Origin of the sequence: Magnetospirillum sp. XM-1, assembly GCF_001511835.1 — a bacterium.
Taxonomy (GTDB): domain Bacteria; phylum Pseudomonadota; class Alphaproteobacteria; order Rhodospirillales; family Magnetospirillaceae; genus Phaeospirillum.
The window spans coordinates 624,108-650,334 of the sequence record NZ_LN997848.1 but is presented as its reverse complement, the minus strand read 5'-3'; the positions used below and the strand labels follow the sequence as shown (position 1 = coordinate 650,334).

At 65.6% G+C, this 26,227-nt stretch carries 30 protein-coding genes and 1 tRNA gene; 18 read left to right on the top strand and 13 right to left on the bottom strand.

Features of this window, described 5'->3' with window-relative positions:
- Window positions 1-3 precede the first annotated feature (3 nt).
- A complete protein-coding gene (locus tag XM1_RS03180) occupies window positions 4-375 on the bottom strand; it encodes a hypothetical protein (RefSeq protein ID WP_068429592.1) in 372 nt (123 codons plus the stop codon).
- Window positions 376-541: 166 nt separating this feature from the next.
- Here XM1_RS03180 and XM1_RS03175 point away from each other — a divergent pair, with 166 nt between their 5' ends.
- A complete protein-coding gene (locus tag XM1_RS03175; RefSeq protein ID WP_068429589.1) occupies window positions 542-1,453 on the top strand; it encodes a prenyltransferase in 912 nt (303 codons plus the stop codon).
- 35 nt (window positions 1,454-1,488) lie between these two features.
- On the opposite strand, the gene ychF is transcribed toward XM1_RS03175, so the two are convergent.
- Genes ychF through XM1_RS03160 form a run of 3 tightly spaced genes read right to left on the bottom strand, consistent with a single transcriptional unit; the run spans window position 1,489 to window position 3,925 of the window.
- A complete protein-coding gene (gene ychF / locus XM1_RS03170) occupies window positions 1,489-2,592 on the bottom strand; it encodes a redox-regulated ATPase YchF (RefSeq protein WP_068429585.1) in 1,104 nt (367 codons plus the stop codon).
- Window positions 2,593-2,596: 4 nt separating this feature from the next.
- On the bottom strand, window positions 2,597-3,316 hold the full coding sequence (gene pth, locus XM1_RS03165) for an aminoacyl-tRNA hydrolase (RefSeq protein WP_068429581.1): 720 nt from the start codon (window positions 3,314-3,316) through the stop codon (window positions 2,597-2,599).
- Entirely contained in the window at window positions 3,317-3,925 is a 609-nt protein-coding gene (locus XM1_RS03160) for a 50S ribosomal protein L25/general stress protein Ctc (RefSeq protein WP_068429577.1), read from the bottom strand. It abuts the gene before it with no gap.
- A gap of 171 nt (window positions 3,926-4,096) precedes the next feature.
- Between XM1_RS03160 and XM1_RS03155 the strand changes: the two genes are divergently transcribed.
- Both XM1_RS03155 and XM1_RS03150 read left to right on the top strand, forming a co-directional pair.
- Window positions 4,097-5,308 carry an MFS transporter gene (locus XM1_RS03155; protein ID WP_068429572.1) on the top strand — a complete coding sequence of 404 codons (1,212 nt, stop codon included), beginning with the start codon at window positions 4,097-4,099 and terminating at the stop codon, window positions 5,306-5,308.
- Window positions 5,305-5,904, top strand: coding sequence for an HD domain-containing protein (locus XM1_RS03150; RefSeq protein WP_068429569.1), 600 nt, complete (start codon window positions 5,305-5,307; stop codon window positions 5,902-5,904). Before XM1_RS03155 ends, XM1_RS03150 begins: the two co-directional genes overlap by 4 nt.
- Before the next feature lie 79 nt (window positions 5,905-5,983).
- Here XM1_RS03150 and XM1_RS03145 read toward each other — a convergent pair whose 3' ends face one another.
- Window positions 5,984-6,754 (bottom strand): methyltransferase domain-containing protein, encoded by a 771-nt coding sequence (locus XM1_RS03145; protein ID WP_068429564.1) that lies wholly within the window; start codon window positions 6,752-6,754, stop codon window positions 5,984-5,986.
- A gap of 144 nt (window positions 6,755-6,898) precedes the next feature.
- On the opposite strand from XM1_RS03145, the gene rpmH reads away from it, so the two are divergent.
- The 6 genes from rpmH to argB all read left to right on the top strand — a co-directional run bounded on the left by rpmH (window position 6,899) and on the right by argB (window position 11,178).
- Complete coding sequence (rpmH, locus tag XM1_RS03140; RefSeq protein WP_008619694.1) at window positions 6,899-7,033, top strand: 50S ribosomal protein L34; 135 nt, start codon at window positions 6,899-6,901, stop codon at window positions 7,031-7,033.
- Between the two features lie 6 nt (window positions 7,034-7,039).
- Window positions 7,040-7,441 carry a ribonuclease P protein component gene (gene rnpA, locus XM1_RS03135; protein ID WP_068429560.1) on the top strand — a complete coding sequence of 134 codons (402 nt, stop codon included), beginning with the start codon at window positions 7,040-7,042 and terminating at the stop codon, window positions 7,439-7,441.
- Between the two features lie 138 nt (window positions 7,442-7,579).
- Window positions 7,580-7,849, top strand: coding sequence for a membrane protein insertion efficiency factor YidD (gene yidD, locus XM1_RS03130; RefSeq protein WP_068429556.1), 270 nt, complete (start codon window positions 7,580-7,582; stop codon window positions 7,847-7,849).
- Between the two features lie 6 nt (window positions 7,850-7,855).
- On the top strand, window positions 7,856-9,589 hold the full coding sequence (gene yidC / locus XM1_RS03125; RefSeq protein ID WP_068429551.1) for a membrane protein insertase YidC: 1,734 nt from the start codon (window positions 7,856-7,858) through the stop codon (window positions 9,587-9,589).
- A gap of 91 nt (window positions 9,590-9,680) precedes the next feature.
- Complete coding sequence (yihA, locus tag XM1_RS03120) at window positions 9,681-10,244, top strand: ribosome biogenesis GTP-binding protein YihA/YsxC (RefSeq protein ID WP_231920678.1); 564 nt, start codon at window positions 9,681-9,683, stop codon at window positions 10,242-10,244.
- Window positions 10,245-10,257: 13 nt separating this feature from the next.
- Entirely contained in the window at window positions 10,258-11,178 is a 921-nt protein-coding gene (gene argB / locus XM1_RS03115) for an acetylglutamate kinase (protein WP_068429538.1), read from the top strand.
- 164 nt (window positions 11,179-11,342) lie between these two features.
- Here argB and XM1_RS03110 read toward each other — a convergent pair whose 3' ends face one another.
- Window positions 11,343-12,641, bottom strand: a complete 1,299-nt coding sequence (locus XM1_RS03110) for an NCS2 family permease (protein WP_068429533.1) — start codon at window positions 12,639-12,641, stop codon at window positions 11,343-11,345.
- A gap of 115 nt (window positions 12,642-12,756) precedes the next feature.
- Here XM1_RS03110 and XM1_RS03105 point away from each other — a divergent pair, with 115 nt between their 5' ends.
- A complete protein-coding gene (locus XM1_RS03105) occupies window positions 12,757-13,269 on the top strand; it encodes an HPP family protein (RefSeq protein WP_068429529.1) in 513 nt (170 codons plus the stop codon).
- Between the two features lie 115 nt (window positions 13,270-13,384).
- Here the strand turns inward: XM1_RS03105 and XM1_RS03100 are convergent, their stop codons facing one another.
- Complete coding sequence (locus tag XM1_RS03100) at window positions 13,385-13,846, bottom strand: helix-turn-helix domain-containing protein (RefSeq protein WP_156428630.1); 462 nt, start codon at window positions 13,844-13,846, stop codon at window positions 13,385-13,387.
- 378 nt (window positions 13,847-14,224) lie between these two features.
- Between XM1_RS03100 and XM1_RS03095 the strand changes: the two genes are divergently transcribed.
- The 5 genes from XM1_RS03095 (at window position 14,225) to XM1_RS24810 (ending at window position 18,064) form a co-directional block, all read left to right on the top strand.
- Complete coding sequence (locus XM1_RS03095; protein WP_068428055.1) at window positions 14,225-15,082, top strand: tyrosine-type recombinase/integrase; 858 nt, start codon at window positions 14,225-14,227, stop codon at window positions 15,080-15,082.
- Window position 15,083: 1 nt separating this feature from the next.
- Window positions 15,084-16,292 (top strand): IS91 family transposase, encoded by a 1,209-nt coding sequence (locus tag XM1_RS03090; protein ID WP_369815998.1) that lies wholly within the window; start codon window positions 15,084-15,086, stop codon window positions 16,290-16,292.
- Entirely contained in the window at window positions 16,289-16,537 is a 249-nt protein-coding gene (locus tag XM1_RS03085; RefSeq protein WP_068428062.1) for a hypothetical protein, read from the top strand. Before XM1_RS03090 ends, XM1_RS03085 begins: the two co-directional genes overlap by 4 nt.
- Window positions 16,538-16,687: 150 nt before the next feature.
- Window positions 16,688-17,639 (top strand): IS630 family transposase gene (locus XM1_RS23090; protein WP_156428594.1). Its coding sequence is split into 2 segments (ribosomal slippage): window positions 16,688-17,025 and window positions 17,024-17,639, totalling 954 coding nucleotides; the frame shifts between segments, so codons are not numbered across the junction.
- 62 nt (window positions 17,640-17,701) lie between these two features.
- A complete protein-coding gene (locus tag XM1_RS24810; RefSeq protein ID WP_231920677.1) occupies window positions 17,702-18,064 on the top strand; it encodes a DUF6626 family protein in 363 nt (120 codons plus the stop codon).
- Window positions 18,065-19,103: 1,039 nt separating this feature from the next.
- On the opposite strand, the gene XM1_RS03075 is transcribed toward XM1_RS24810, so the two are convergent.
- Window positions 19,104-19,180, bottom strand: a tRNA-Arg gene (locus tag XM1_RS03075).
- 282 nt (window positions 19,181-19,462) lie between these two features.
- Here XM1_RS03075 and XM1_RS03070 point away from each other — a divergent pair.
- Window positions 19,463-20,566, top strand: coding sequence for a hypothetical protein (locus XM1_RS03070; RefSeq protein ID WP_068429523.1), 1,104 nt, complete (start codon window positions 19,463-19,465; stop codon window positions 20,564-20,566).
- Window positions 20,567-20,639: 73 nt separating this feature from the next.
- On the opposite strand, the gene XM1_RS03065 is transcribed toward XM1_RS03070, so the two are convergent.
- Window positions 20,640-21,122 carry a hypothetical protein gene (locus tag XM1_RS03065; protein ID WP_068429519.1) on the bottom strand — a complete coding sequence of 161 codons (483 nt, stop codon included), beginning with the start codon at window positions 21,120-21,122 and terminating at the stop codon, window positions 20,640-20,642.
- A 176-nt stretch (window positions 21,123-21,298) separates the two neighbouring features.
- On the opposite strand from XM1_RS03065, the gene XM1_RS03060 reads away from it, so the two are divergent.
- Both XM1_RS03060 and XM1_RS03055 read left to right on the top strand, forming a co-directional pair.
- Window positions 21,299-21,637, top strand: coding sequence for a cyclic nucleotide-binding domain-containing protein (locus tag XM1_RS03060; protein WP_008618450.1), 339 nt, complete (start codon window positions 21,299-21,301; stop codon window positions 21,635-21,637).
- A gap of 7 nt (window positions 21,638-21,644) precedes the next feature.
- Window positions 21,645-22,085: a type II toxin-antitoxin system RatA family toxin gene (locus tag XM1_RS03055; RefSeq protein ID WP_068429515.1), complete on the top strand. Its 441-nt coding sequence runs from the start codon at window positions 21,645-21,647 to the stop codon at window positions 22,083-22,085.
- 20 nt (window positions 22,086-22,105) lie between these two features.
- Here XM1_RS03055 and XM1_RS03050 read toward each other — a convergent pair whose 3' ends face one another.
- From XM1_RS03050 to XM1_RS03035, 4 genes are read right to left on the bottom strand one after another with little or no spacing between them, the layout of a single operon-like run.
- Entirely contained in the window at window positions 22,106-22,594 is a 489-nt protein-coding gene (locus XM1_RS03050) for a HyaD/HybD family hydrogenase maturation endopeptidase (protein ID WP_068429512.1), read from the bottom strand.
- A complete protein-coding gene (cybH, locus tag XM1_RS03045; RefSeq protein WP_068429509.1) occupies window positions 22,587-23,309 on the bottom strand; it encodes a Ni/Fe-hydrogenase, b-type cytochrome subunit in 723 nt (240 codons plus the stop codon). Before cybH ends, XM1_RS03050 begins: the two co-directional genes overlap by 8 nt.
- 14 nt (window positions 23,310-23,323) lie before the next feature.
- The gene (locus tag XM1_RS03040; RefSeq protein WP_068429503.1) at window positions 23,324-25,120 is read right to left on the bottom strand and encodes a nickel-dependent hydrogenase large subunit; all 1,797 of its coding nucleotides are present in this window, start codon (window positions 25,118-25,120) and stop codon (window positions 23,324-23,326) included.
- A complete protein-coding gene (locus XM1_RS03035) occupies window positions 25,107-26,213 on the bottom strand; it encodes a hydrogenase small subunit (RefSeq protein ID WP_068429500.1) in 1,107 nt (368 codons plus the stop codon). The genes XM1_RS03040 and XM1_RS03035 overlap by 14 nt, the downstream gene beginning before the upstream one ends.
- Window positions 26,214-26,227: the final 14 nt, after the last annotated feature.

Sequence of the window (26,227 nt, the reverse complement as noted above, 5' to 3'; positions counted from 1 at the left end):
ACATCAGGCCTCGAACCAGTTTCCGGCGTCCTCGGTGAACAGCAGGGCTATCGCCGCGCCCTGGACCAGCGCCTGGGCGGCCAGCAGGCCGCCGACCAGCGCGTCGGCGCGGTAGGCCAGCATCAGGGCCATCATCAGGAAGGGCAGTCCGACGCACCACAGGATGGCGCAGGCCCAGCGGGCCCAATGGCCGCCATGATGGGTGATCAGGTGGGTGAAGAACGCCAAGGCCGCCATGGTGGCCGCCTGGACGACGATGACGAAGCTGGCGTCGGCGTTGGTGTCCAACTGGCCGACCTCGAGCAGCGACGCCACGGCGCCGAGGCCCAGCGAGACATGAATCAACGTCTGGAAACCGCGTATTCTGTCCGGCATCGCGTCCCCCAAAGACTGCGTCGCCAATCATGAAGGCGGGACTCTACGCCCGTTGCCCGCCGCGGAACAATCGGGTGGACTCCCGTCTATACCATCGGGGCATCGGGAAGCCGCGTTCTTGACCCGCGTCAACGCGAGCGGTTCCCCGCAAGGGCAGTCTGAGGCCATGCCCAATCTGCCCCCGGCCCTGCCCCGAACCCTGTTTCTCGCCACCCGCCCCATGTTCCTGCCCGCCGCCCTGGTTCCGGTGCTGGTGGGAACCTGCTGGGGCGTTCACCGCGCCCATGCCCTCGATACCCTGGCCCTGGGCCTGGCGGCGGCGGGCATGGCCTGCCTGCATGCCGGGGCCAACGTGATCAACGACGTGGGCGACGAGCTCAACGGCGCCGACCGCGTCAACCAGGACCGCATTTCCCCCTTCACCGGCGGTTCGCGCTTCATCCAGGAGGGACGGCTCGGCCTTCGGGCCATGGCGGCGTGGGGCGTGGTCCTGCTGCTGGCCGCCGGCGTTCTGGGCGGCATCCTCAGCCTGACCAAGGGCGAATGGGTGCTGTGGTTCGGTCTGGTGGGCGGCGGGCTGGCGGTCGCCTATTCCCTGCCGCCCTTCAGCCTGGCGTCGCGCGGCCTGGGCGAGGCGGCGGTGGCGCTGGCCTTCGGCCTGCCGGTGGCCGCCTGCTTCTGGCTGCAAAGCGGCACGTTCGGGCTGGAGGCGGTGCTGTGCTCGGCCATCGTCGGCGCCTGGACCGCCGCCATCCTGATCGTCAACGAGGTGCCCGACCTGGCCGCCGATGCCCAGGCGGGCAAACGCACCCTGGTGGTGCGCTTAGGCGCCAAGGGGGCGCCGTCGCTTTATCTTTCGGTGCAGGCGGTGGCCTCGGCCCTGATGCTGGCCTTGGGCTGGCTGTCCCAATTGCCGCCCTGGGCGGTGGCGCCGCCCTTGCTGGCCATGCTGGCCGCCCTGGCCGCCACGCCCCTGATGGCCGGCGGCCGCTCGGGCCAGCTGGCCGCCATCCGCATCACGCTGGCCATCCATCTGCTGGGCGGCCTGAGTCTGGCGGGCGCGGCTTTTCTCGGATAGCGAAGAGACGCGGGGCTTTCGCCCCGCTTCTCACATCATACGTTGAAGCGGAAGTGGAAGATGTCGCCGTCCTGGACGACGTATTCCTTGCCTTCGAGCCGCATCTTGCCGGCTTCCTTGGCGCCCGCCTCGCCGCCCAGCGCGATGAAATCGGCATAGGCGATGGTTTCGGCGCGGATGAAGCCCTTCTCGAAATCGGTGTGGATGACGCCGGCCGCCTGGGGGGCCTTGGCGCCCTTCTGCACGGTCCAGGCGCGGGCCTCCTTCGGCCCCACGGTGAAGAAGGTGATGAGGTGAAGCAGGTCGTAGCCGGCGCGGATGACGCGGGCGAGACCGGTTTCCTCCAGGCCCAGGGTCTCCAGGAACTCGGCCTTCTCCTCGTCGGAGGAGAGCTGGGCCACCTCGGCCTCGATGGCGGCCGAGATCACCACCGCCGAGTTGCCCTCGGCCTGGGCCATGGCGAACACCTTCTCGGACAGCGCGTTGCCGGTGGCGGCCGAGGCTTCTTCCACGTTGCAGGCGTAGACCACCGGCTTGATGGTCAGCAGGCCGAGGCGGTTGGCGGCGACGCGGTCCTCCTCGGAATCGAACTTGACCGTGCGGGCCGGCTTGCCGTCACGAAGGACCGCCAGGATGGGGGTCATGACGTCCACCTGGGCCTTGGCCTCCTTGTCGCCGCCCTTGGCCTTCTTTTCCAAAGGCACGATGCGGCGTTCGAGCGAGTCCAGGTCGGCCAGCATCAGCTCGGTCTCGATGATCTCGGCGTCGCGCACCGGGTCGACCGAATCCTCCACATGCTTGATGTCGTCGTCGATGAAGCAGCGCAGCACGTGGACGATGGCGTCCACCTCGCGGATATTGGCCAGGAACTGGTTGCCCAGGCCCTCGCCCTTGGAAGCGCCGCGCACCAGTCCGGCGATGTCGACGAATTCCAGCTGGGTCGGGATTTCCTTCTGGCTCTTGCCGATCTCGGTCAGCTTGTCGAGGCGCGGATCGGGCACCGCCACCCGGCCCACATTGGGTTCGATGGTGCAGAAGGGATAATTGGCCGCCTGGGCCGCCGCCGTCTGGGTCAGCGCGTTGAACAGGGTGCTCTTGCCCACGTTGGGCAGGCCGACGATACCGCAGTTGAAACCCATGGACTCAGTCCTTCCTGGTGATCTTGGTCATGGCCGCCTTCAGCGCCTCGGCGAGGCTGCTGCCCGATGTCGGATTGGCTGGCGGCGGGGGGGAAACGGGTGCCGGAGCGGGAGCAGGGGCCGCCTCGGCAGCCACCTTCTCCTTCTTCGGCTTGGGCGGCGCGGTGAGGTGCGCCACCCTGGTCATGAAGCCGGCATCGTCGCCCGCGACCAGCATGGGGAACGTGTCGGCCACGGCGTCGAGCAGCGGCACCAGCCACGCCTCGTCCGCCTTGGCGAAGTCGTGCAGCACATAGCCCGACACCAGGTCGCGGTCGCCGGGATGGCCAATGCCGAGGCGGACCCGGCGGTAATTCTGGCCCAGATGGGAATCGATGCTTTTCAGCCCGTTATGGCCGCCCGCGCCGCCGCCCCGCTTGACCTTGAGGCGTCCCGGGGCGATGTCCAGCTCGTCATGGACGACCACCACGTCGTCCACCGGGATCTTCAGGAAGCGCGCCGCCGCCTGCACCGACTGGCCCGACAGGTTCATGTAGGTCTGGGGCTTCAAGACCACGGCCTTTTCAGCGCCGATGATGCCCTCGGCCATCTCGGCCTGGAACTTGGAGCGCCAGGGCCCAAAGGAATGGCGGCGGACGATCACGTCCGCCGCCATGAAGCCGATATTGTGCCGATTCCTGGCGTAGTCGGAGCCGGGATTGCCCAGTCCGACCAGCAGGATCATTTAGCCGGCAGCCTCGGTCTCGGTGGTCTCGGCGCGGCTCACGGTCGGGGCCGCGATGGAGGCCACGGTGGCGCCGGCGGCCACATGGTAGGGCTTGGCGCCCGCAGGCAGCTTCAGGTCCGAAAGGTGCACGGAGGCGCCGATCTCCAGGCCGGCCAGATCCACCACGATCTCGTGGGGGATGTTGTCGGCGGTGCAGGTGATCTCGATTTCGTGCAGCTCGACGTTGAGCACGCCACCCTTCTTGATGCCCGGAGACTTGGTCTCGTTGGCGAAGTGGACCGGCACCTTCACGTGGATGGCGTGGTCGGTGGGGACGCGCATGAAGTCGACGTGGATCGGCTGATCGGTCACCGGATGCATCTGGACGTCGCGGGCCAGGCACAGGTGCTTGCCGTTCTTGCCCAGATCGACGTTGAACAGCTGGGTGAAGAAGCCGGTCTTGGAAATCTGGGCCCAGACCACGCGGGGGTCCATCTGAATGCAGATGGCGGGCTGCTTGGCGCCGTAGATCACACCGGGAACGAGACCAGCACGACGAGTGGCACGGGCGGCCCCCTTTCCGCTTCCGTCGCGCAGCTCGGCGGCGATGGCGATTGCTTCGGACATTGAACTCTCCTGACAAACGTATATGAGCGCGGCCTCCAGGGGTGCCACGCGGAAGCGGGTCGTTTACACCGGTTGCGCCCGGTTGGCAAGGGTAAGTAGACTCCTTTCGTTCCGCTGATAGGGTTCCGCCATGATCCGTGCCGCCGCTTTTCCCGCTCCCCCGGCCTCGCCATGACGGCGACGGCGCGCGATGTCCTGGCGCTGGGCGGTTTTCGCCTGTTCCTGGCGGCCCGGTTGCTGTCGTCCCTGGCCCAGCAGATCGCCACGGTGGCGGTGGGCTGGCTGGTCTACGACCTGACGGGAGATCCGCTGCAGCTGGGCCTGGTCGGCCTGGTCCAATTCGTCCCCGCCTTGGCTCTGACCCTGCCCGGGGGGCATCTGGCCGACCATGCCGACCGCCGCCGCATCCTGCTGGCCGCCACCTTGCTGACCATGCTGGCCATGGGCGGGCTGCTCGCTCTCACCGCTTCGGGCCGGCCCAGCCTCCACGGCATCTTCGCGGTCATGGCGGTGCTCGGCGCGGTGCGGGCCTTCTGGGCGCCGGCGGGACAATCCATGACCGCCCGGCTGGTGCCCCGCCACTTGCTCAGCCGCGCCGTGGCGCTGAATTCCACGGTGTGGCAGGTCAGCGTCATCGCCGGCCCGGCCCTGGGCGGCCTGCTTTACGCCCTGGGGCCGGCGGTGGTGTTCGCCACCTCGGGCCTGCTGCTGGCCGGGGCGGCGAGTGCCGCCTTCCTGCTGGCTCCCATGCCGCCGGGCGAGCGGACCGAGCGGGCCCACATCCTGGACGGCATCCGCTTCGTCAAAAGCCGGCCCGAGATCCTGGGCTCCATCTCGCTCGATCTGTTCGCCGTGCTGCTGGGCGGCGCCACCGCCCTGCTGCCCATCTATGCCCGTGACATCCTGATGACCGGGCCGCTGGGCCTCGGCCTGTTGCGCAGCGCGCCGGCGGTGGGCGCGGCGCTGTCGGCCTTCCTGCTGGCCCATCGCCCGCCCGAGCGCCATGCCGGCCACAAGCTGTTCATCGCCGTGGCGGTGTTCGGCCTGGGCACCGTGGTGTTCGGCCTGTCCACCAGCTTTCCCCTGTCGCTGGCCGCCCTGGCGGTGCTGGGCGCCGCAGACATGGTCAGCGTGGTGCTGCGCCAGACATTGGTGCAGATCAGCACGCCCGACGACATGCGCGGCCGGGTCAGCGCCGTCAACATGGTGTTCATCACCGCCTCGAACGAGCTGGGCGAGTTCGAATCGGGCGTCGCCGCCGCTTTGCTGGGCACCGTTCCGGCGGTGGTGGCGGGCGGATTGGGCTGCCTGATCGTAGCCGGGGTGTGGGCCTGGCGCTTTCCCGCCCTTCGCAATTTCGAGCTTCCCCGGAGTTCCCCATGATTCCTTTCGCCGATCCCCGCCTGGCCGCCCAGATCGCCTTCATCGTCGAGATCGACAAGCTGAAGACCGTTCTGCGCCAGACCCTGCTCACCGATTCGTCCAGGCAAGAGAACGACGCCGAGCATTCCTGGCACATCGCCGCCATGGCCTTTTTGCTGGCCGAATACGCCGATCCGGGGGTGGACGTGGCCCGCGCGGCCCGCATGCTGCTGATCCACGACATCGTCGAGATCGACGCCGGCGACACCTTCATCCACGACGAGGCCGGGCACGAGGACAAGGAAGAGCGGGAAAGGAAGGCGGCGGCGCGCCTGTTCGGCCTTTTGCCCGCCGATCAGGCCGGGGAATACACCGCGCTGTGGCAGGAATACGAAGCCAGGGAAACGGCCGATGCCCGCTTTGCCGACGCGCTCGACCGCCTGCAGCCGCTGCTTCACAATTTCGAGACCGAGGGCGCCACCTGGAAGCCCCACGGCGTCACCCGGGCCAAGGTGGACAAGCTGACGCCCCGTATCGCGGCCGGGTCCGAGCGCCTGGGCGCCTATGCCCGCGCCCTGGTGGACGAGGCGGTGCGGCGCGGCTATCTGGCGCCGTGATTTCGGTGCTCCCGCCCCGGCCCCGGCTGGAGGCGATGCCTCCAGACCTCTCCTTGATTTGGAAATAAAAGGGTTGCGGTCAGGACTTCCGCGCCACCATGAACAGGCGGCGGAAGGGGAACAGGGTCTTGCCGTCGGGGCGCGGCGGGTAGGCGGCCTGGATGCGCTTGGAATATTCGGCCAGGAAGCCGGTGGCCCAGGCGCCGTCCACCGCGTCCAGCAGCGGGCGCAGCGCCGTGCCCTTGGTCCAGGTGACCACCGGGTTGTCGCCTTCCAGCACGTGCAGGTACTCGGTCTCCCAGATGTCGACATGGGAGGAGTGCCCCGCCAGCAGGTCGTAATAAAAGGAGGGCTCGCCGACGGGGAAGCGCGCCGCCAGGGGGCTCAAGACCTCGGACCACGGCCCGGCGGCGGCGGCTTCGGCCATGACGGTGTGGGAGGCGGCATAGTGGTTGTGGGGCATCTGCACCGCCAGCACGCCGCCCGGCGCGACGCGCTCCAGCAGCTTGGGGAACAGGCTCTGGTGGTCGCCCAGCCAGTGCAGGGCGGCGTTGGAGAACAGGATGTCCACCTCGCCGCCGCTTTCCGCCCAGGTCCCGGCGTCGGCCTGGAGATAGCGCACCCCGCCCCCGTGGTCGCGCGCCGTCATCAGCATCTCGGGCGAGGAATCGATGCCGATGACGTCGGCTTGCGCCCAGCGCTCCTTCAGGATGCGCGTCACGTTGCCGGTGCCGCAGCCCAGGTCCACCACGCGCGTCGCGTCGGCCAGGTCGATGCGGGCCATGAGATCCAGCGCCGGATGCAGGCGCGGCTGGGCGAAGGCGGAATAGATGGCGGGGTCCCAGGCCATGGCGGCTCCTCTTGGAAAATCGCCCCAGTGTAGCCCTTTGGCCGGGGTTCTAAAACCCATGCACTCCACGCATTGACTCTTGGGATCGCCCGGCTTATACACGTCCGCTCATTTTCAAGTCCGTTCCAGTTTGGAGTACCTCCCGTGAAGCGTACCTATCAGCCGAGCAAGCTCGTCCGCGCCCGCCGCCACGGCTTCCGCGCTCGTATGGCCACCGTCGGCGGCCGCAAGGTCATCGCCAACCGCCGCCGCCAGGGCCGCAAGAAGCTGTCCGCTTAAGTCCCCATGGCCGCGCGGCTGAATCGGCTTAAGAAACGGGCCGATTTCCTGCGTGTCGCGGCCCTGAGGCGAAAGTGGGCGGCGCCGGGCCTGATTCTTCAGGCCGCGCCCGCTCCCGGAACGGAAATGCAAGCCGACTCGCTCAGGGTCGGCTTCACCGTTTCCAAGAAGGTGGGCAATTCGGTGTGCCGCAACCGGGCCAGACGTCGGCTCAAGGCGGCGGTGTCCGAGGTTTTTCCGGCCCATGCCAGCGCGGGCGTCGATTACGTGGTGATCGGCCGCAAGGAGACGCTGGAGCGGCCATATTCTCTTCTCTTGCAGGATTTGCTGGCGGCGTTAAAACGTGTCGGCGCGCTGCAAAAGACGCATGCTGCCGAGGCATCCGATACCGCCTCACCACAGAACTGACCGGCTTCAGTTCTGTGGTGAGGCGGCAAGGGCAAGGCCCGTCGCGGCTTATGCCGCGAAAGCCTAGCGAAGCGCCCGGCGTTTGAGGGCAATACGGCGGATCGGTTCACCGATACGCCGGTAACGACCAGGAGAGGCATGAACCCCATCGGTCTGGGAATGCGCGGCCTGATCCGCCTGTACCAGCTGCTGCTGAGCCCGGTGCTGCCGGCCAGCTGCCGGTTCACGCCGTCGTGCTCCGCCTACGCCATGCAAGCCATCGAGGCGCACGGGCCCATCGGCGGCTCGTGGCTCGGCGTCAAGCGGATATGCCGCTGCCACCCTTGGAACGACGGGGGCTACGACCCCGTTCCCCCTGCCAAAACCGATCAATGCGGACACCTTCGTCCGTCGCGACTGCCGGAATAGGATGACATGAACGACCAGCGCAATCTCTTCGTCGCCATCGCCATTTCGGTCGCCATCCTGATCGGCTGGCAGTACTTCTTCCCGAGCAAGCAGCCCGAGCCGGTGGCCCAGAGCCAATCGGCGGACGCCAACAAGACCGCGTCCTCGCCTGCCAATGCGCCCACCCCGGCCAATGCGGCCAGCCCGGCCCAGGTGCCCGGCACCCCCGCCGCCGCCGTCCAGACCGGCGCGTCGCGGGGCGACGCCCTGGCCAAGAGCCGCCGCATCGCCATCCAGACCCCTTCCATGCACGGCTCCATCGCCCTGACGGGCGCGCGCATCGACGACATCACCCTGGTGAAGTACCGCGAGACGCCCGCCGCCGACGCGCGCGAGATCAACCTGCTGTCGCCGGCCGAATCGCCCGAGCCCTATTGGGCCGAGTTCGGCTGGGTCGCCGCCGAGGCCGGCACCAAGGTTCCCGGCCCCGATTCGGTGTGGCAGGCCCAGGGCGACGGCCCGCTGACTCCCGCTTCGCCGCTGGTTCTGACCTGGGACAACGGCGAAGGCCTGCGTTTCGTGCGCACCTACACCGTGGACGAGAACTACATGTTCGGCGTCAGCCAGCGGGTGGAGAATTACGGCACCAAGGCCGCGGCGCTCCATCCCTATGCCCTGCTGGCCCGCACCGGCACCCCCCATGTGGCGGGCATGTACATCCTTCATGAAGGTCCGCTCGGCGTGTTCGACGGCACCTTGAAGGAGATGAAGTACGACGACCTGCGCAAGGAGGGATCGGCCCGGCACAAGACCACCGGCGGCTGGGCCGGCATCACCGACAAGTACTGGCTGACCGCCCTGGTGCCGCCGGCCAAGACCGAGATCACCGGCCGCTTCGTCCATCAGCGCTTAGGGAATGCCGACCGCTATCAGGTGGATTACCTGGCCTCGGCCCGCATGGTCGAGCCCGGCAAGTCCGAGGAAGCCGGCTTCCACCTGTTCACCGGGGCCAAGCAGGTCAGCCTGCTGGACGGCTATGCCGAGAAGCTGGGCATCGACCGCTTCGACCTCGCCATCGATTTCGGCTGGTTCTACTTCCTGACCAAGCCGTTCTTCTATCTGCTGCAGATGCTGCACACCGCGCTGGGCAACATGGGCCTCGCCATCCTGGCGCTGACCGTGGTGCTCAAGCTCGCCATGTTCCCGCTGGCCAACAAGTCCTACGTGGCCATGGGCAAGATGAAGAAGCTGCAGCCCCGCGTCGCCGAGCTGCAGGCCCGCTACGCCGACGACAAGATGCGCCTGCAGCAGGAGATGATGGCGCTGTACAAGGCCGAGAAGGTCAATCCGGTCTCGGGCTGCCTGCCCATCATGGTGCAGATCCCGGTGTTCTTCGCGCTGTACAAGGTGCTGTTCGTCACCATCGAGATGCGGCACGCGCCGTTCTACGGCTGGATCAGCGACCTGTCGGCCCAGGATCCCACCAACATCTTCACCCTGTTTGGCATGATCCCCTGGACGCCGCCCACCTTCATGCATCTGGGCGTCTGGCCGCTGATCATGGGCGTCACCATGTGGCTGCAGCAGAAGCTCAATCCCCAGCCCACCGACCCGGTGCAGGCCAAGATGATGAGCTTCCTGCCGATCGTCTTCACCTTCCTGCTGGCCAATTTCGCCTCGGGCCTGGTGATCTACTGGGCGTGGAGCAACGCGCTGTCGATCCTGCAGCAATGGGTGATCATGAAGAAGGCCGAGGAGTAGAGCCCTGAGCGACTCTCTCACCAGCGACGATGCGGAGAAGGCCGGCTTCCTTGAAGCCGGCCGTCTTCTGTTCGCGCGCGAATGCACCTTCATGCAGGGCGCGTCCGGCCTGGACCACCTGCCCGAAGCCACCCTGACCGAGGTGGCCTTCGCCGGGCGCTCCAACGTGGGCAAGTCCTCGCTGATCAACGCGCTGACCGGCCGCAACACCCTGGCGCGCACCTCCAACACGCCGGGCCGCACCCAGGAGCTGAACTTCTTCAATCTGGGCGGACGGCTGGTGCTGGTGGACATGCCGGGCTACGGCTTCGCCCAGGCCCCCAAGGGGGTGGTGGAGAAATGGACCCGGCTGGTCAACGGCTTCCTCAAGGGCCGCTCGGTGCTGCGCCGGACCATGGTGCTGGTGGATTCCCGCCATGGCCTGAAGGACAGCGACCGCGACATGATGAAGATGCTGGATAAGGCCGCCGTGGTCTACCAGGTGGTGCTGACCAAGGCCGACAAGCTGAAGGCCGCCGAGCTGGACTCCGTCCAGGCCCGCACCCTGGAAGAGATCAAGTCCCGCGTCGCCGCCCATCCCACCCTGATCGTCACCAGTTCGGAAAAGGGGACCGGCATCCCCGAATTGCGCGCCGAGCTGGCCTCTCTCGCCTGAGGAGCGTGTCGCCATGAGCACCGATTCCACCGCCGACATCCTGCACGACCGCAAGTCCTGGCTGGACCGCGCCAAGACCCTGTCCGAGGCGCTGCCCTTCATGCGCCAGTTCAACGACGAGACGCTGGTCATCAAGTTCGGCGGCCACGCCATGGAATCCGACGATCTGGCGCGCCTCTTCGCCCGCGACGTGGTGCTGCTGAAGCAGGTGGGCATCAACCCGGTGGTGGTCCATGGCGGCGGGCCGCAGATCGACGCCATGCTGAAGCGGCTCGACATCCAGACGCCGCGCGTCGACGGCCTGCGCTTCACCGACGAGGCCACCGTCGAGGTGGTGGAGATGATCCTGGCCGGCAAGATCAACAAGCAGATCGTCTCGGCCATCAACGAGGCCGGCGGCTTCGCCGTGGGTCTGTCGGGCAAGGACGGCCACCTGATCCGCGCCCGCAAGCTGCGCCGCACCAAGAAGGACCCGGATTCCAACATCGAAAAGGTGCTGGACCTGGGCTTCGTCGGCGAGCCGGCCGAGATCAACCCCCACATCCTCGACCAGTTCAAGAAGTCCGACACCATTCCGGTGATCGCCCCCGTCGGCATGGGCGGGGCGGGCGAGACCTACAACATCAACGCCGACACGGCGGCCGGGGCCATCGCCGGCGCCACCAACGCCAAGCGCCTGTTGATGCTGACCGACGTGGCCGGGGTGCTGGACAAGGCCGGCAACCTGATCCCCGAGATGACCGAGGCCCAGGTGAAGGCCTATATCGCCGACGGCACCATCTCGGGCGGCATGATCCCCAAGGTGGAGACCTGCCTGGACGCCGTGCGCCAGGGTGTGGACGGCGCCGTCATCCTGGACGGCCGCGTGCCCCACGCCATCCTGCTGGAACTGTTCACCCCCCACGGCGTGGGAACGCTGATCAAGGCCGGGTGATCCGGGACGGCTTACGTCCGGTCATTTCACACGGATGAACACGGAAGGCCGCGGAGCGGCATCGCGGATGAACACGGATTTGAAATAATCCCATTCATCCGTGACGGCGCGTCAGCGCCGTTTCCGCGTCCATCCGTGTCCTATGAATAATCGGGGTCTTTCCCCTAAACGCTCCCCAGCAACATGAATTTCAGCACGAAGGCCCCGGCCAGCGCCCAGACCGCCGGGCCGACGTCGCGCGCCCTGCCGCCCAGCAGCTTGACCGCCGCATAGGTGATGAAGCCGAACGCGATGCCGTGGGCGATGGAGAAGGTGAAGGGCATGGCGATGGCGGTGACCAAGGCGGGCACCGCCTCGGTGATGTCGTCCCAGGCGATGTCGGCCAGGGCGCGGGCCATCAGGCAGGCGACGAACAGCAAGGCGGGTGCGGTGGCGTAGGCGGGAATGGCCGCCGCCAGGGGGGCCAGGAACAGGGCGGCGACGAACAGGAGCCCCGTCACCACCGCCGCCAGCCCGGTGCGTCCCCCGGCATTGATGCCCGACGCGCTTTCGATATAGCTGGTGGTGGTGGACGTCCCCAGCGCGCCGCCCGCCATGGCGGCCAGCGAATCGGCGACGAGCGCGCGGCCCAGGCGGGGCAGCCGGCCGTTGGCGTCCAGCATGCCGGCCCGGTGGGCCAGACCGATCAGGGTGCCGGCATTGTCGAACAGGTCGACGAACAGCAGGGCGAAGACGATGGTCACCAGCCCCAGGTTCAGTGCGCCCGCCACATCCATCTTCAGGAAGGTCGGCGCGATGGAGGGGGGCCAGGCGGCGATGCCGCCGAAGGGCGTGACGCCGAGCGCCATGCCCGCCGCCGCCGTGCCTAAGATGCCGATCATGATGGCGCCGGGCACCCGGCGGGCCTCCAGCCCGACCATCACCGCGAAGCCGGCCGCCGCCAGCAGCGGCTCGGGCCGGTTGAGATGGCCGAGCGTGATCAGGGTGGCCTTGTGGCCCTCGATCAGCCCGGCGTTCTCGAAACTGATCAGGCCGAGGAACAGGCCGATGCCGGCCGAGATGGCCAGCTTCAGGGATTGCGGCACGGCGTTGATGATGGCTTCGCGCACCTTCGTCACCGCCAGGACCAGGAACAGCACGCCGGATACGAACACCGCGCCCAGCGCCACCGGCCAGGGCACCCCCATGCCGATCACCACCCCGTAGGTGAAATAGGCGTTGAGCCCCATGCCGGGCGCCAGCGCGATGGGATAATTGGCCAGCAGACCCATGGCGGCGCTGCCCAGCGCGGCGGCCAGGCAGGTGGCGACGAACACCGCGCCCTTGTCCATGCCGGTTTCCGCCAGCATGGCCGGATTGACGAAGATGATGTAGGCCATGGTCAGGAAGGTGGTGGCCCCGGCCACCATCTCGGTCCGGGGATCGGTCCGGTGCTCGGACAGGCGGAACAGGCGTTCGAGCATCCCTCAACTCTCCCATGCATGGAATCGACAGCATCCTTGACCCTCATCATGGAAGGTCCCGGGCACAAAGATGTATTTTCGCCCCGCTTTACCGAGGCTATCAAGAGGAGCCCCCATGCCCCGTCGCTTCATCCATCGTCATCAGTCGCGTCAGTGCCTGCCGTCCTGGACCAAGGCCGGGCTAGGTGTCGTGCTGGCGCTCAGTACGGTGGCGATGCTGGATCAGGTGACGGGGGCGCCCATGCTGGCGGCGCCGCTGGGGGCTTCGGCGGTGCTGGTGTTCGGTATGCCCGACTCGCCCCTGTCGCAGCCGTCCAGCGTGATCGGCAGCCATCTGATCGCCACCTTCATCGGGTTGCTGTTCGACCACTTCCTGCCGGGCGGCTGGATCAGCATGGTCCTGTCGGTGGCGGTGGTGATGGTGGTGCTGGCCGGGCTGCGCCTGACCCATCCGCCGGCTGGGGCCGACCCGCTGGTGGTCATGATGACCCATCCCGGCTGGGGCTTCCTGTTCATGCCGGTCCTGATCGGAGCGCTGACCCTGGTGGCGGTGGCGGTGCTGATCCATCGCCTGCCGCCCCGGGCCGTCTATCCGCTGCCCATCCGCGACACGGCGGGCGGCGGCTGAGGCTCGTACCGATCCGAGATGAGGGACCTCATCGCTGATCTGCCGGATCCGGGGGGCCATGCCGTTCGATCCGGCGGGAGGCGTTGATCGGTTCCGATCAACGCGGTCCGGTCTCCTAGTCCTCGTCGCCGCCGCGGTCGGACAGGGCCTTGGCCAGATCGTAGATCCGGCGGCGCACGTCGGGATCGGTGATGCTGTAGTAATTACGCACCAGTTCCAGGGTCTCGCGGCGCAGGCGCGGATCGGCCTCGGCGGCCGGCGGCTCCTCCTTGGGGGGCTCGCGCACCATCTGCACCGGCGACAGGCCCTTGGTCTCTTCGGCCATGTCGTCGAAGAAGTAGGAAATCGGCACTTCCAGGGATCGGGACAAATCGAACAGACGCGAACAGCTGATCCGGTTGGCGCCGCGTTCGTATTTCTGCACCTGCTGGAAGGTAAGTCCGATCAACTCACCAAGCTTTTCCTGGCTGAGTCCCAGTAACGTCCGGCGCAGGCGCATGCGTGACCCGACATGGACATCAATCGGATTGGGTGCCCCGGCTGGTGTGCGACCCCGATTTGCCTTTCTGCGCGGCATGTTTCCCTCTGATCCATGAAGCGCCCAATACTTGCTCTAGTAATTTTACAAACGCAAGAGGGAAAGATCGCCCGAAATAATAGAAAAACCAACAAGTTGGGGGGACACATACAAACTCGGATTCAAACTCCATCTATTTGACAACCGTTTGGAGGTAACTCTGTTGCCGTACCCCAGGCTGCGGTCTCCAAACACCCCCAATTCCGGTTGATTTCGATTGATACGGTTACTGTATGCCTAGAGCGGTTCGCGATCTAACGGAATCGCAGGGGATTGAACGAAACCGCTGGCGCGGTATTGGAGCCTGAGGGGACGGCGAAGGCTCCTGTCTGAGAAGGTTGGTTTTCCACGCCCCCCCCTACAGACAGGAGGCCCCCGATGGCCGAATTGAGCCCTTTGCGTCGCCGCATGATCGAGGACATGACGGTCCGCAATCTTTCGCCGGCGACGCAACGATCCTACCTTCATGCGGTTTCGAAGTTCAGCCGCTTCTTCAATCGATCGCCGGATCGGCTCGACCTTGAAGACGTGCGCACGTGGCAGGTCCACTTGGTGTCGCAGGGGATTTCGTGGGCCAGCCTCAACCAGTTTGTGGCGGCGCTGCGGTTCTTCTACGGGGTGACGCTGCGGTGCCCCGAGACCCCGGAGCGGATCACCTATGCCCGCCAGCCGCGGCGGTTGCCAGTAGTATTGAGCGCCGACGAGGTGGTGCGCTTCCTGGAGGCGGTGCCCAGCCTGAAGAACCGCACGGCGCTGACCACGGCCTATGCCGCCGGGCTGCGAGTATCAGAGGTGGTGGCGCTCAAGCTGGCCGACATCGACAGCGGCCGGATGGTGATCCGGGTCGAGCAGGGCAAGGGGCGCAAGGACCGCTACGTCATGTTGTCGGCGCAGTTGCTCGGCATCCTGCGCACCTATTGGCGGCTGGCGCGGCCCGGGCATTGGCTGTTTCCCGGCCGCGAGGACAAGCCGATCGAGCCGAATGTGCTGAATTGCGCGTGCCGCTCGGCCTGTGCCGCCGCCGGGATCGACAAGTGCGTCACCGTTCATACCCTGCGCCACAGCTTTGCCACCCATCTGCTGGAAGCGGGCACCGACATCCGCATCATTCAGGTGCTGCTCGGCCACAACAATCTGTCGACCACGGCCCGCTACACCCAGGTCTCCAACGCAATGATCGCCAAGACGACCAGCCCACTCGACGGCCTCGACCTGATGGTGGTGCCGCCGTCCTGAGATGGCAGCCATGGCCGGGGGACTGGAGGTGGCGGACGTGTTCCGCCGCTTCGGCAGTGCATGGCGGGCTGCCCAGGATGGACATCTCGACCGCGGCCGCCGCCGGGTGATGGCCGCCATCGAGGCTTGCCGAACGGCGCAATTGGGCGGCCATAGCGAGTCCTGTGGTGCGTGCGGGCTGGTGCGCATCGCCTACAATTCCTGCCGCAACCGGCATTGTCCCAAATGCCAGGGGCTGGCACGCGCCCAGTGGCTGGCCGACCGCCAAGCCGAGTTGCTGCCGGTGCCATACTTCCACGTCGTCTTCACCGTGCCGGCCGAGATCGCCGCCATTGCCTTCCACAACAAGGCGGTGGTCTACGACATCCTGTTCAAGGCGACAGCCGAGACACTGCGCACCATCGCCGCCGATCCCAGGCATCTCGGCGCCGAACCCGGTTTCGTCGCCGTGCTGCACACCTGGGGACAGGCGCTCCAGCACCATCCCCATCTCCATTGCGTGGTGCCGGCCGGCGGCCTGTCGCCGGACGGAAGCCGCTGGGTCGCCTGCCGTCCGGGCTTCTTCCTGCCGGTGCGTGTGCTGTCCCGGTTGTTCCGCCGCTTGTTTCTGGCCCAAATGACGGCGGCGTTCCTGGCGGGCAAGCTCGCCTTCTTCTCCGACCTCGCAGCCCTCGCCGAGCCGGCCGCCTTTGCCCGCCATCTGGCGCCGCTGCGCAAAACCGACTGGGTGGTCTACGCCAAACGCCCATTCGGCGGCCCCGAGCAGGTGCTGGCCTATCTCGGCCGCTACACCCACCGCGTTGCCATCGCCAACAGCCGCCTGGTCGAGATCGCGGACGGCTCGGTCCGTTTCCGCTGGAAAGACTATCGTCATCACGACAAGCAGAAGGTGATGACGCTGCAGCCCGGCGAATTCATCCGCCGCTTCCTGCTCCACGTCTTGCCCGACGGCTTCCACCGCATCCGTCATTACGGATTCCTCGCCAACGGCCAGCGGGCGGCCAAGCTGGAAAACTGCCGTCGCCTGCTGGCCGTGCCGGCGCCGGCAACGGTCACGGCGGGGACGCCCGACGACTACCGCGACCGCCATCACCGCCTCACCGGCCACGACCTCCGCCGCTGCCCATGCTGCGGCGGCACTATGGCGCCGCTCGGCGCCATCCCTCGATCACCGGCCGGCCATGCCGCCTACCGGATCGACACGTCATGACCGCCGTACCGTGCCTGCTCTTGGGAACCGTGCTCGCACCGACGCTGGCCGTCGGCATCGCGCTCGGTCGCCCACATCGTGTCCTGGCGCCCATCATGGTCAGCGCGATTGCCGCCGATCGGCACCTCACGGCAACCGCCGCCGCAATTTTGGTCCTGGCCGCCGCGCCCGTGAACGCCCCCTCGGCCGTCATCTCACCGCCCCAGCCGCCCGGCGCACCCACCGCCACGGCCAAATCCCCATAGACCTCGTCTGCGTCCCGCGGTTTCGTTCAATCCGGCTTCTCAGAGGTCCGGCTCCTTTGAGGCTGCCGTCGTACCGGCCGGACCTCAGAGAACCCTCCAGATTCACAGGCGCGGCTAATCGTGATTCACTTCCTGTGGAGGTGGCCCACGATGACTCGACCTTTATCCGTAGATCTGCGCGACCGTGTTGCGCGATATGTTCTGGCTGGCCATTCGCGCCGACAGGCGGCCAGTGTCTTCAATATCTCGGTGAGCTCGGCGGTACGCTATGTGGCGCAATATCTGTCGAGTGGGACGGTGGCGCCAAAGCGGCAAGGCGGTGATCGGCGCAGTAAATTGGGCGACCATCGGGCCTATGTGCTGCTGCGTGTTAAGCAGGTTCCGGATATCTCGCTGGCCGATTTAACCAAAGAACTGGCCGAGCGGGGCGTTCAAATCCATCTTTCCAACCTTGCCCGGTTTCTCCGGGCACAGGGGCTGACCTATAAAAAAAACTTTGGTCGCGTCCGAGCAGATGAGGCCGGACGTCCGGTTGCTGCGCGAGGAGTGGATTAAAGGCCGCCAACCGCTGATGCGGCGTCAGGCCCATCGCCTGGTGTTCCTCGACGAGACCGGAACCAATACCAAAATGACCCGTCTGCGGGGCCGCTCACCCAAAGGGGCGCGGTTGAAAGCCGCTGTGCCCTTCGGACATTGGAAGACGGAAACATTCATCGCCGGGCTGCGTCATGATGGCTTGGTGGCGCCCTTTGTCATCAATTGCCCGATGAACCGGAAGATGTTCGAGGCCTATATCGAGACCCAACTGGCCCCAACCCTGGAGCCGGGCGACGTCGTGATCCTCGACAATCTCTCAGCTCACAAAAGTCCTCGGGCAGAACGGATCATCCAAGATCGTGGTGCCTTCATGCTGTTCTTGCCGCCGTATTCCCCCGACCTCAATCCCATCGAAATGGCCTTCTCGAAGCTCAAGGCACACCTCAGAAAAACGGCTGCCAGGACCATTCAGGACCTATGGGACGCCATCGGCCGAATCTGCGATCTCTACGAACCTCAAGAGTGCCGAAATTTCTTCAAGGCTGCCGGATATGAACCAGTGTGATCGCGAATTGCTCTAGCGCGGACGGCTAAATAGCTGGACGAAACGCTGGAGGAGGAACGGCCATGCTGTTGGAGAAGGTCTATGGGGAATTGCGCGATATGTGGATGGTCGAGAGCCAATATGAGTTTTCGCGGTTTTGGCTCGGCCAATCGCGCAGCTATATGTCCTGTGCCAAGGCGCGGAAGCGGCCACCATCATTGTTGGTGCTGATGCGACTGTCGCAACGGCTTGCGTCCATCTCGGCCAAATACGCCGCTGTGGCAACGACCGAGATGGAACTGGCTAATTGCAAGCGATTGGTTATTTTGTGCCATGAAATTAATAGCGCTATGACTAATTGCGGTCCTCGTGCCTACAGTCAGAGCACTCATTGTTATTCACATAGTGAAATATTGGCCAATCAAGCTCTCTATCGTGCTTCTTAAGTGATGATTTAACCTCATCAAGTGCGGCTATAAGCTTCTGCCTATCTCCTGATACGCAGGCCCTCGCAGTCTCTATTTTGGAAAGAATTAATTGATGATCTGAATGCATAAGAACATTCAGTTCTGCATCTAAAAACTCAAGCGCACGCTCTTCAATATCAAAATGAAGCTTAAGTCGCTCTGAAATTATTGAAATGCCATCATTTATGACGCGTTCATTCGGACTGGCCGCGATAACAGCGGACAGTGACCCAATCATTTCATAAAGGCGTGCATGCTCTTGACCTATATCGCTCAACAAGTTGCTTGCTCCACGACCACATCGGCGTTGCAGGGCATACTTATGACACGTTGCGCTGCTCGCGTCTCAAATCGACTGTAAACAGCTGATAAATATACTGCGATGCTTATATGCCTGAGGCGACGCGCTCATGTTGTCGGGTTTCCCGACAAGTTGTCCGCATCGCCGTCGTGTTACACGACAGCCGACCGCCGCGTTCGGTGGTCAGACTTCCCATTATAGCATACGATAACGAGCAAAATCGGACAAGAACAAACCGGGAACTTATTGCTGACCGACCCGCGCATTTTTACTGCGCGGAATGCACCCGATGACACTATATGCTGGCGCTTACAGCGCCATTATGCGCTACATTTTGTTATATTCTTATCCTAATGTTTTCCACAAATCATTTCACATTCTTTTCACAGTTAGGCAATGGCGCATTTCAATGTTTAATTTCAATGCGCTATTTTTTAGCTATCCATTCGTAATGCGCGGGTCGGGAGTTCGAGTCTCTTCGCCGGCACCACTTTCCCCAATGAATATAATGAATTCGGCGCCACGGCCTTTTTGAGGCGCGGCCCCGTCGCATCCCACCGCAGGCTCGCCGAGGATGGGCAAGCCCGGAAAGTCGATGGAATCCCGTGCGGGGCTGGCAGTGGCTACATGCGGCAGCCTAAGCCCCATCAAGCCAAAACCCCGCCACCAGGGGTGCGGGGTTTTATTGGCTAACGGCTTGTAAGACTTAAGGGAAAGTGGCGCGCCCGGAAGGAATCGAACCTCCAACCCCCAGATTCGTAGTCTGGTGCTCTATCCAATTGAGCTACGGGCGCACTCTTTCCAGGGGATGTCCCCCGGCGAGGACGCGGACCATACACAAACACCCGCCCCCCCGCAAGCGCCAATTTCAACCGGACGAAAAACCGCAAAACCCAGTGGACTCGGGCCACAGGAATGCACCACTTATCGAAATGCGTACTTGTGGCCGGTTGGTCATTTGCGTAAAATCCGCCCCAAAGTTTGCGGGGGCAATCTGGATATTCATTCGTGGATATGAAAGGTCCGCTCCCGCCGGTACTTGTCCGAACTGGCGACGCAAAGGATCAGCAATCCCCATGGCCGTGAAAAAGACCCATGCCGCCGCCCTGTGCGCGGTCCTCCTGGCGAGTGGATGCTCGTTTGCCGAGGACGTGCTGTTCCCGTCCTCGGGAACCGTCGCCCCCAGCCAGGCCGTGACCGCCGAAGCGATGGCCGAAGCGCCCCCCGCCATGGGAACCGGCAATTACGAGCCCGTCGGCGTCACCGCTGGCTCGCCCACCGGCACCTTCGTCGGCGGCAAGGTCATGGCGCTGCGCGCCGACCTGCAGGCGCTGCAGGCCACCCTGGCCCGGCAGAACCAGGCGCTGCAGCAGATCCGCAACGAGACCGTCCAGGATTCCCAGCGCTATCACGGCACCGTCGCCGCCATTAACGCCCGCCTGCAGGTGGGCACCACCCCGGGCAACCCGGTGCTGACCCAGCAGTGGAACGCCGCCCAGGGCGAGTTGGACCGCATCACCGACGACGTGCTGAAGATGAACCGCCTGACCAACGACGTGACCGCGTCGTCGACCATGGCCGGCTTCCTGCTGGATTCGGTGCGCTCGGCCCGCTCGCTGTCCGGCGCCGTGGACGAGGATCACCGCCAGCTGCGCATTCTCGAGGACGAGACCAACCGCACCGTGGTGATGGTCGAGCGCCTGCTGTCCGAACTGACCAGCGATTCCATCCGCCAGCAGCAGTACGTCGCCTCCGAGAAGCAGAACCTCAACACCCTGGCTCTCGGCATCAAGAACGGCGCCCTGTTCGCCGGCGGCCTGACGTCCCGGGTCAACGCCAGCTACGAGACCGCCGCCCCGGCCCGCGCCATGGCGGCCGGCGAGGCTCCGCTGGTGACCATCCGCTTCGACAAGCCCAACGTGAACTACGAGCCGGCCCTTTACGCCGCCATCAAGAGCGCGCTCGACCGCCGCCCCAGCGCCACCTTCGACGTGGTCGCCGTGTCGCCGGTGGGCAACACGCCCGGCACCCAGGCCCTGGCCGCCACCAACGCCAAGCGCAACGCCGATTCGGTGCTGCGTTCGCTGACCAACATGAACCTGCCGGCCAGCCGGGTGCGGACCTCGTCCACCACCAGCCCGGCGGTGTCGGGCGGCGAGGTGCAGGTCTTCGTGCGCTAAAAGCCGGCCTTCGGACAAACGAAAAGCCCCGGATTACGGTCCGGGGCTTTTTGCTTTTGGGGTCGGCGCCGGATTAATCCCGGGGCATGGCCAGGGCGTCGGGCAGCAGGCCGTCGAGAATCAATTCCTCGACGATGCCCTCGACGATGCCGCGCGCCAGGCGGGACGCGCCGGCGCTGCCCAGCATCATGTTGAAATAGGGCAGCATCAGTTCGGTGGTGCGCACCCACTCCACCGGCTGGCCGCGCAGATTGCGCCTGGCCGGCGACACGGTGTTGATATGGGCGAGCGCCAGTTCCTGCAGCGTCGCCTTCAGCATGCCTTCCAGGGTGTTCTTCTCCAGCAGCAGCTGATACTGCGGATTGTCGCGTTCGCGCGCCGCCCAGGACGGGTCGGTGGCCGGCTGGGCGGCCGGATTTCCGTCCAGTTGCTCGACCATCTTGGCGACCATGCGCGCCGCCGACAGCTCTTCCTCCTCGGTGCAGCCGTTGGCGGTGGTCATGGCCATCAGCGCCCTGAGACGGGCAAGCCCCCTGGCACGGTCGTCGGTGTTCATGGGTGCGTCGCCCTCGCAATCATCGGGCAAGTCTATGCCCGACCCCGCCCTCCTGTCGATGGGCAAGGCGGTGGTTGTGCCGCGCCCGGGGGGTGATTACCTGATATACGCCTTCGGGAGTGACTCGGAGGCCGAACACGAATAAAGTCGTATGGGAAGATATTGGGGTGGCGGGCATGCGTAACGATAGGATTCTCGAGCGCAAAGTCTTTTATGCCGGAGCGAAGATCTTCAATGAAGGCGACAGCGGCGATCGCGCCTACCTGATTCAGGACGGACAGGTGGAGATCATCAAGCACGGCATGACGCTGGCCACCATCGGCAAGGGCGAACTGTTCGGCGAGATGGCCCTGGTCGACGACCAGCCGCGCATGGCCACTGCCAAGGCCTTGTCCGACGTGTCGTGCATCATCATCTCGCGCGATACCTTCCGCGAGAAGCTGGCCAAGGCCGATCCCTTCATCCGCGGCCTGCTCAATATCTTCGTGCGCAACATCCGCAACCTGACCCGCTGAGCCCGCCATGCACCCCTTAAGCGGCGGCTGGCGCGTCGACGTGCCCCGCCACACGCCGGAAGAGCTTTACGCCCTGGCCGTGGACATCGAATCCTATCCCCGTTTTCTGCCCTGGTGCCAGAAGGCGCGCATCCGCACCCGCGACGGCGACCGCATGGACGTGGACAACCTGTTCGGCCTGGGGCCCATGCAGGCGCGCTTCACCTCCCATGCGGTGGAGGAGCCTCCCGAAAGGCTGACCATCACCTCCCAGGACGGCCCGTTCCGCCGCTTCCGCCTGATATGGGAATTCGAGCCCCTGGGCGAAGGCTGCCGGGTCGAGGCGCGCTACAAGATGGAATTGCGCTCGCCCATGCTGCAATCCATGGCGGCCATGGCCCTGCCGGCCATGGAGCACAAGGTGGTGCAGAATTTCAAGGAACGCATCCGCCACGTCTACGGGCGCTAGCCCCGGCCGCGCCCACGGGCTCAAGCGGGCGGGAAGCCCCATTCGCTCAACTGCCCGACCGCCGCCGCCAGCGCCTCGTCCAGACGGCCCTCCACCTCCGGGGTCAGGCCCGCGCCGAAATCGTCGAGCTGCCCGGCCTGGACGCCCACCACGACCATGGCCTCGGGCCCGCCGCCCAGCAGCTCCACCGCCGCCAGCACGTCCATGAAGGTGGTCTGGTGCAGCGACAGCCGCTTGGCCCCCATCAGCCTGGGGATCTCGTCGTCCCTCAGGATCACCAGTTCACCGGGGGGGCGGCCGAAATCCACGGCGTCGAGGACCAGCAACCGCCGGGCGGCCCGCACCATGGGCATCAGATAAAGGCCCTGGGTGCCGCCATCCACCAGTTCCACACCCGCCGGAAAGGCGTGACGGTCCTGCAAGGCGGCCAGGGCGCGCGGCCCGAACCCCTCGTCCGCCCACAGCAGGTTCCCGATGCCCAGCACCAGAACCTCGGGGCCGTCATTCATCGGAACGTCCCCGGTCCTTGAACAGGCGATAGCCGGACAGCATGGTGCTCACCATGCTTTGGCGCGACACGATGTCTTCGCGCACGGCGGTGTAGACGTGAACCATCACGAACAGCGCCACCAGCCACATGGCGGCCCGGTGGATAGTGTGCAGGTCCATGGTGTTGACGGCGAAATCGCGCATCCAGCCGAACGCGTGGTACTGCCAGCTGTCGTGCCCGGCCACCTCGGCCAGCATGCCGAAGCCGGTGACCAGCAGCAGCGCCGAGGGCGCCACATAGATGGTCAGCATGGCGATGTGGGCCAGGGGATTGAGGCCGCTGTAGCGCCGGGGCTCCTTGACCAGGAACAGGTTCCAGGCGGCCTGGTAGAGAAAGCCGTCCACCCAGCGCTTGCTCCATACCGGCGGAATGAACAGCTGGCGGGCAAAGGCGTTGCCCACCACCGCCCACCAGATCCGCATGACCCACAGCACCGCGAACAGATAGCCGGCCGCCAGATGGATGAAGCGGATCCAGCCCATCACATAGACCGTGCTGGGATCGCCGGTATAGGACGGCAACGGCGTGCCGATCAGATAGCCGGTCACCGCCAGCGCCACGACCACCGCCGCGTTCAGCCAGTGCCACAGGCGCATGGGCGCCTCGTAGACATAGATCTGGCGGACGTTCTCGTGGTCGGCGATCTCGCGGTAGGCGTGGTCGAACCGGGCCATGCCGCCCTCCTTTGCTAAAGGACCCTGACCACCGCCCGCTCGCCGCCATCCGGCCCGATCACGTGGGTGGCGCAGGCCAGGCAGGGATCGAAGCTGTGGATGGTGCGCAACACTTCCAGGGGCTGGGCGGGGTCGGCCATGGGGGTGCCCAGCAGCGCCGCCTCGAAGGGCGCGATGGCGCCCTGGGCGTCACGCGGGCTGCCGTTCCAGGTGGTGGGAACCACGCACTGGTAATTGGAGATGCGCCCGTCCTGGATGCGCAGCCAATGGCCCAGCGCGCCGCGCGGCGCCTCGGCATAGCCGACGCCCTTGGCCGACTTGGCCCACTTTTCCGGTCCCCACTTGTCGGTGTTGGCGGTGTCCAGGTCGCCGGCCTTGACGTTGGCGATCAGCTGGTCGACCGCCTCGACCAGACGGTCGGCGGCCCACTGGCACTCCAGCCCGCGCGCCGCGGTGCGGCCCAGGGTGGAGAACAGGGCGGGCAGAGGCAGGCCCAGCTTGGCCAGGGTGCCGTCCACCATCTCCTTGATGTCGCGCTTGCCCATGGCGTAGGCGATGACGAAGCGGGCCAGCGGCCCCACCTCCATGGCGTGGCCCTTCCAGCGCGGCGCCTTGATGTAGGAGTACTTGGCGCCCTCGTCGAGCGCCTTGATGTGCTTCTTGTCGCCCTTGGTGTTGGGGCCCAGCTTGAAGTCGTACTCGGTCATTCCGTCCCAGGGATGCAGGCCCTTGCCCTCGTCGGGATAGCGGTACCAGGAATGGGGGACGAACTCGCGGATCTCGTCGGGATTGCGCAGGTCCACCGGATGAATCTCGGTCAGCTTGCCATCGATGATCGCGCCCCTGGGCAGCAGAAGGCTGTCGTTGGAATCGTCGTTGGCCTGGGCCGGGAACTCGCCGTAGGATAGCAGGTTGCGTCCCGAAAGCCCGGCGCCGATGGTCCCCCATTCCTTGTAGAACGAGGCGATGGCCAGCAGATCGGGAATGTAGACCTGATCGATGAAGGTCTTGGCGCGGGCCGCCACGTCCTTGATCAGCGCCAGGCGTTCGATGTTCAGCGCCCCCACCGCACCGCCGGAATGGACGTTGACCGCCGAGGGCACGCCGCCGACCAGCCACATGGGATGGGGATTCTTGCCGCCCAGCACCGCCTGGATCTTGACGATCTCCTTCTGGAAGTCCAGCGCCTCCAGGTAATGGGCCACCGCCATCAGGTTGGCCTCGGCCGGCAGTTTGTAGGCGGGGTGTCCCCAATAGCCGTTCTTGAACAGCCCCAGCTGGCCGGACGAGACGAATTTCTTCACCCGCTCCTGGACATCGCGGAAATAGCCCTCGGACGCCATGGGCCAGGGGGAAATGGACTGGGCCAGGGCCGAGGTGGCCTTGGGATCGGCCGACAGGGCGCTGACCACGTCCACCCAGTCCAGGGCGTGCAGATGGTAGAAGTGGACCAGATGGTCGTGGACGTAGAGCGTCAGGTGCAGGATGTTGCGGATGGTGTTGGCGTTGCGCGGGATGGGAATGCCCAGCGCGTCCTCCACCGCCCGCACGCTGGCCATGGCGTGAACGCCGGTGCAGACGCCGCAGATGCGCTGCACGAAGGCCCAGGCGTCGCGCGGGTCGCGTCCCTGCAAGATGTTCTCCAGGCCGCGCCACATGGTGCCCGAAGACACCGCGTTGGTGACGCGGTTGCGGTCGTCCACGTTGACCTCGACCCGCAGATGGCCTTCGATGCGGGTGACGGGATCGACCACCACCCGGCGCCCGGCATCGTCCAGCTCGAAGCCGTTGGGCGTCTTAACCTTGGCCATCCTGACCCTCCGCTTCCTTGTCCTTGTCCTTGCCGCCCAGCACCCGGCGGGCGGCGGTCACGCCGGCATGGGCGGCCATGGCGGCGCCCAGTCCGGCCATGGCGCCCAGGCCGAGCTTGTCGGCATTGGCTTCGATGCCGAACTGGGCCATGTCGGGAACCCGCTCGTAGAAGGGTCCGCGATCCCAGAAGCCGTCCTCGGAACAGCCGATGCAGCCGTGTCCCGACTTGATGGGCGACGACACGCCGTCGTTCCAGCCGATGGTGGTGCAGGCGTTGTAGGTGGTCGGGCCGCGACAGCCCAGCTTGTAAAGACACCAGCCCTGCCGCGCGCCGTCGTCGTCCCAGGCCTCGACGAACTGGCCGGCGTCGAAATGGGCGCGGCGATAGCATTTGTCGTGGATGCGCTGGCCATAGAACATCTTGGGACGGCCCTGGCGGTCCAGTTCGGGCAGGCGGTCGAAGGTCACGATATAGCTCAGCACCCCGGCCATCACCTCGGCGATGGGGGGACAGCCGGGAACGTTGATCACCGGCTTGTCCTTGATGAACTTCGACACCGGCGTGGCCTTGGTGGGGTTGGGCTTGGCCGCCTGGACGCAGCCGAACGAGGCGCAGGTTCCCCAGGCGATCACCGCCTTGGCGTGGCGCGCCGTTTCCAGCAGCTGGTCGGTGAAGGGACGGCCGCCGACGATGCAGGCCATGCCGTCGTCCAGCAGCGGGGCGTTGCCCTCCACCGCCAGGATGTAGTTGCCCTTATAGTTGGTGGTGATCTCCTCCAGGATGGCTTCCGCCTGGAAGCCCGACGCCGCCATCAAGGTGTCGTCGTAATCCAGCGAGATCATGGACAGGATGATGTCCTTGGCCAGCGGATGCGAGGCGCGGATGAAGCTTTCCGAGCAGCAGGTGCATTCCAGCCCGTGAATCCACAGCACCGGCAGGCGCGGCTTGGTCTCCAGCGCCTTGGCCAAGGCATCGTGGCCGCCCGGCCCCAGGCCCATGCTCATCGCCGTCACCGCGCAGAATTTCAGGAATTCCCGGCGGGGAATGCCCTGCTCGCTGATCACCTCGTAAAACGTCTTCTTGCTGGACATCCCGTCTTTCATCC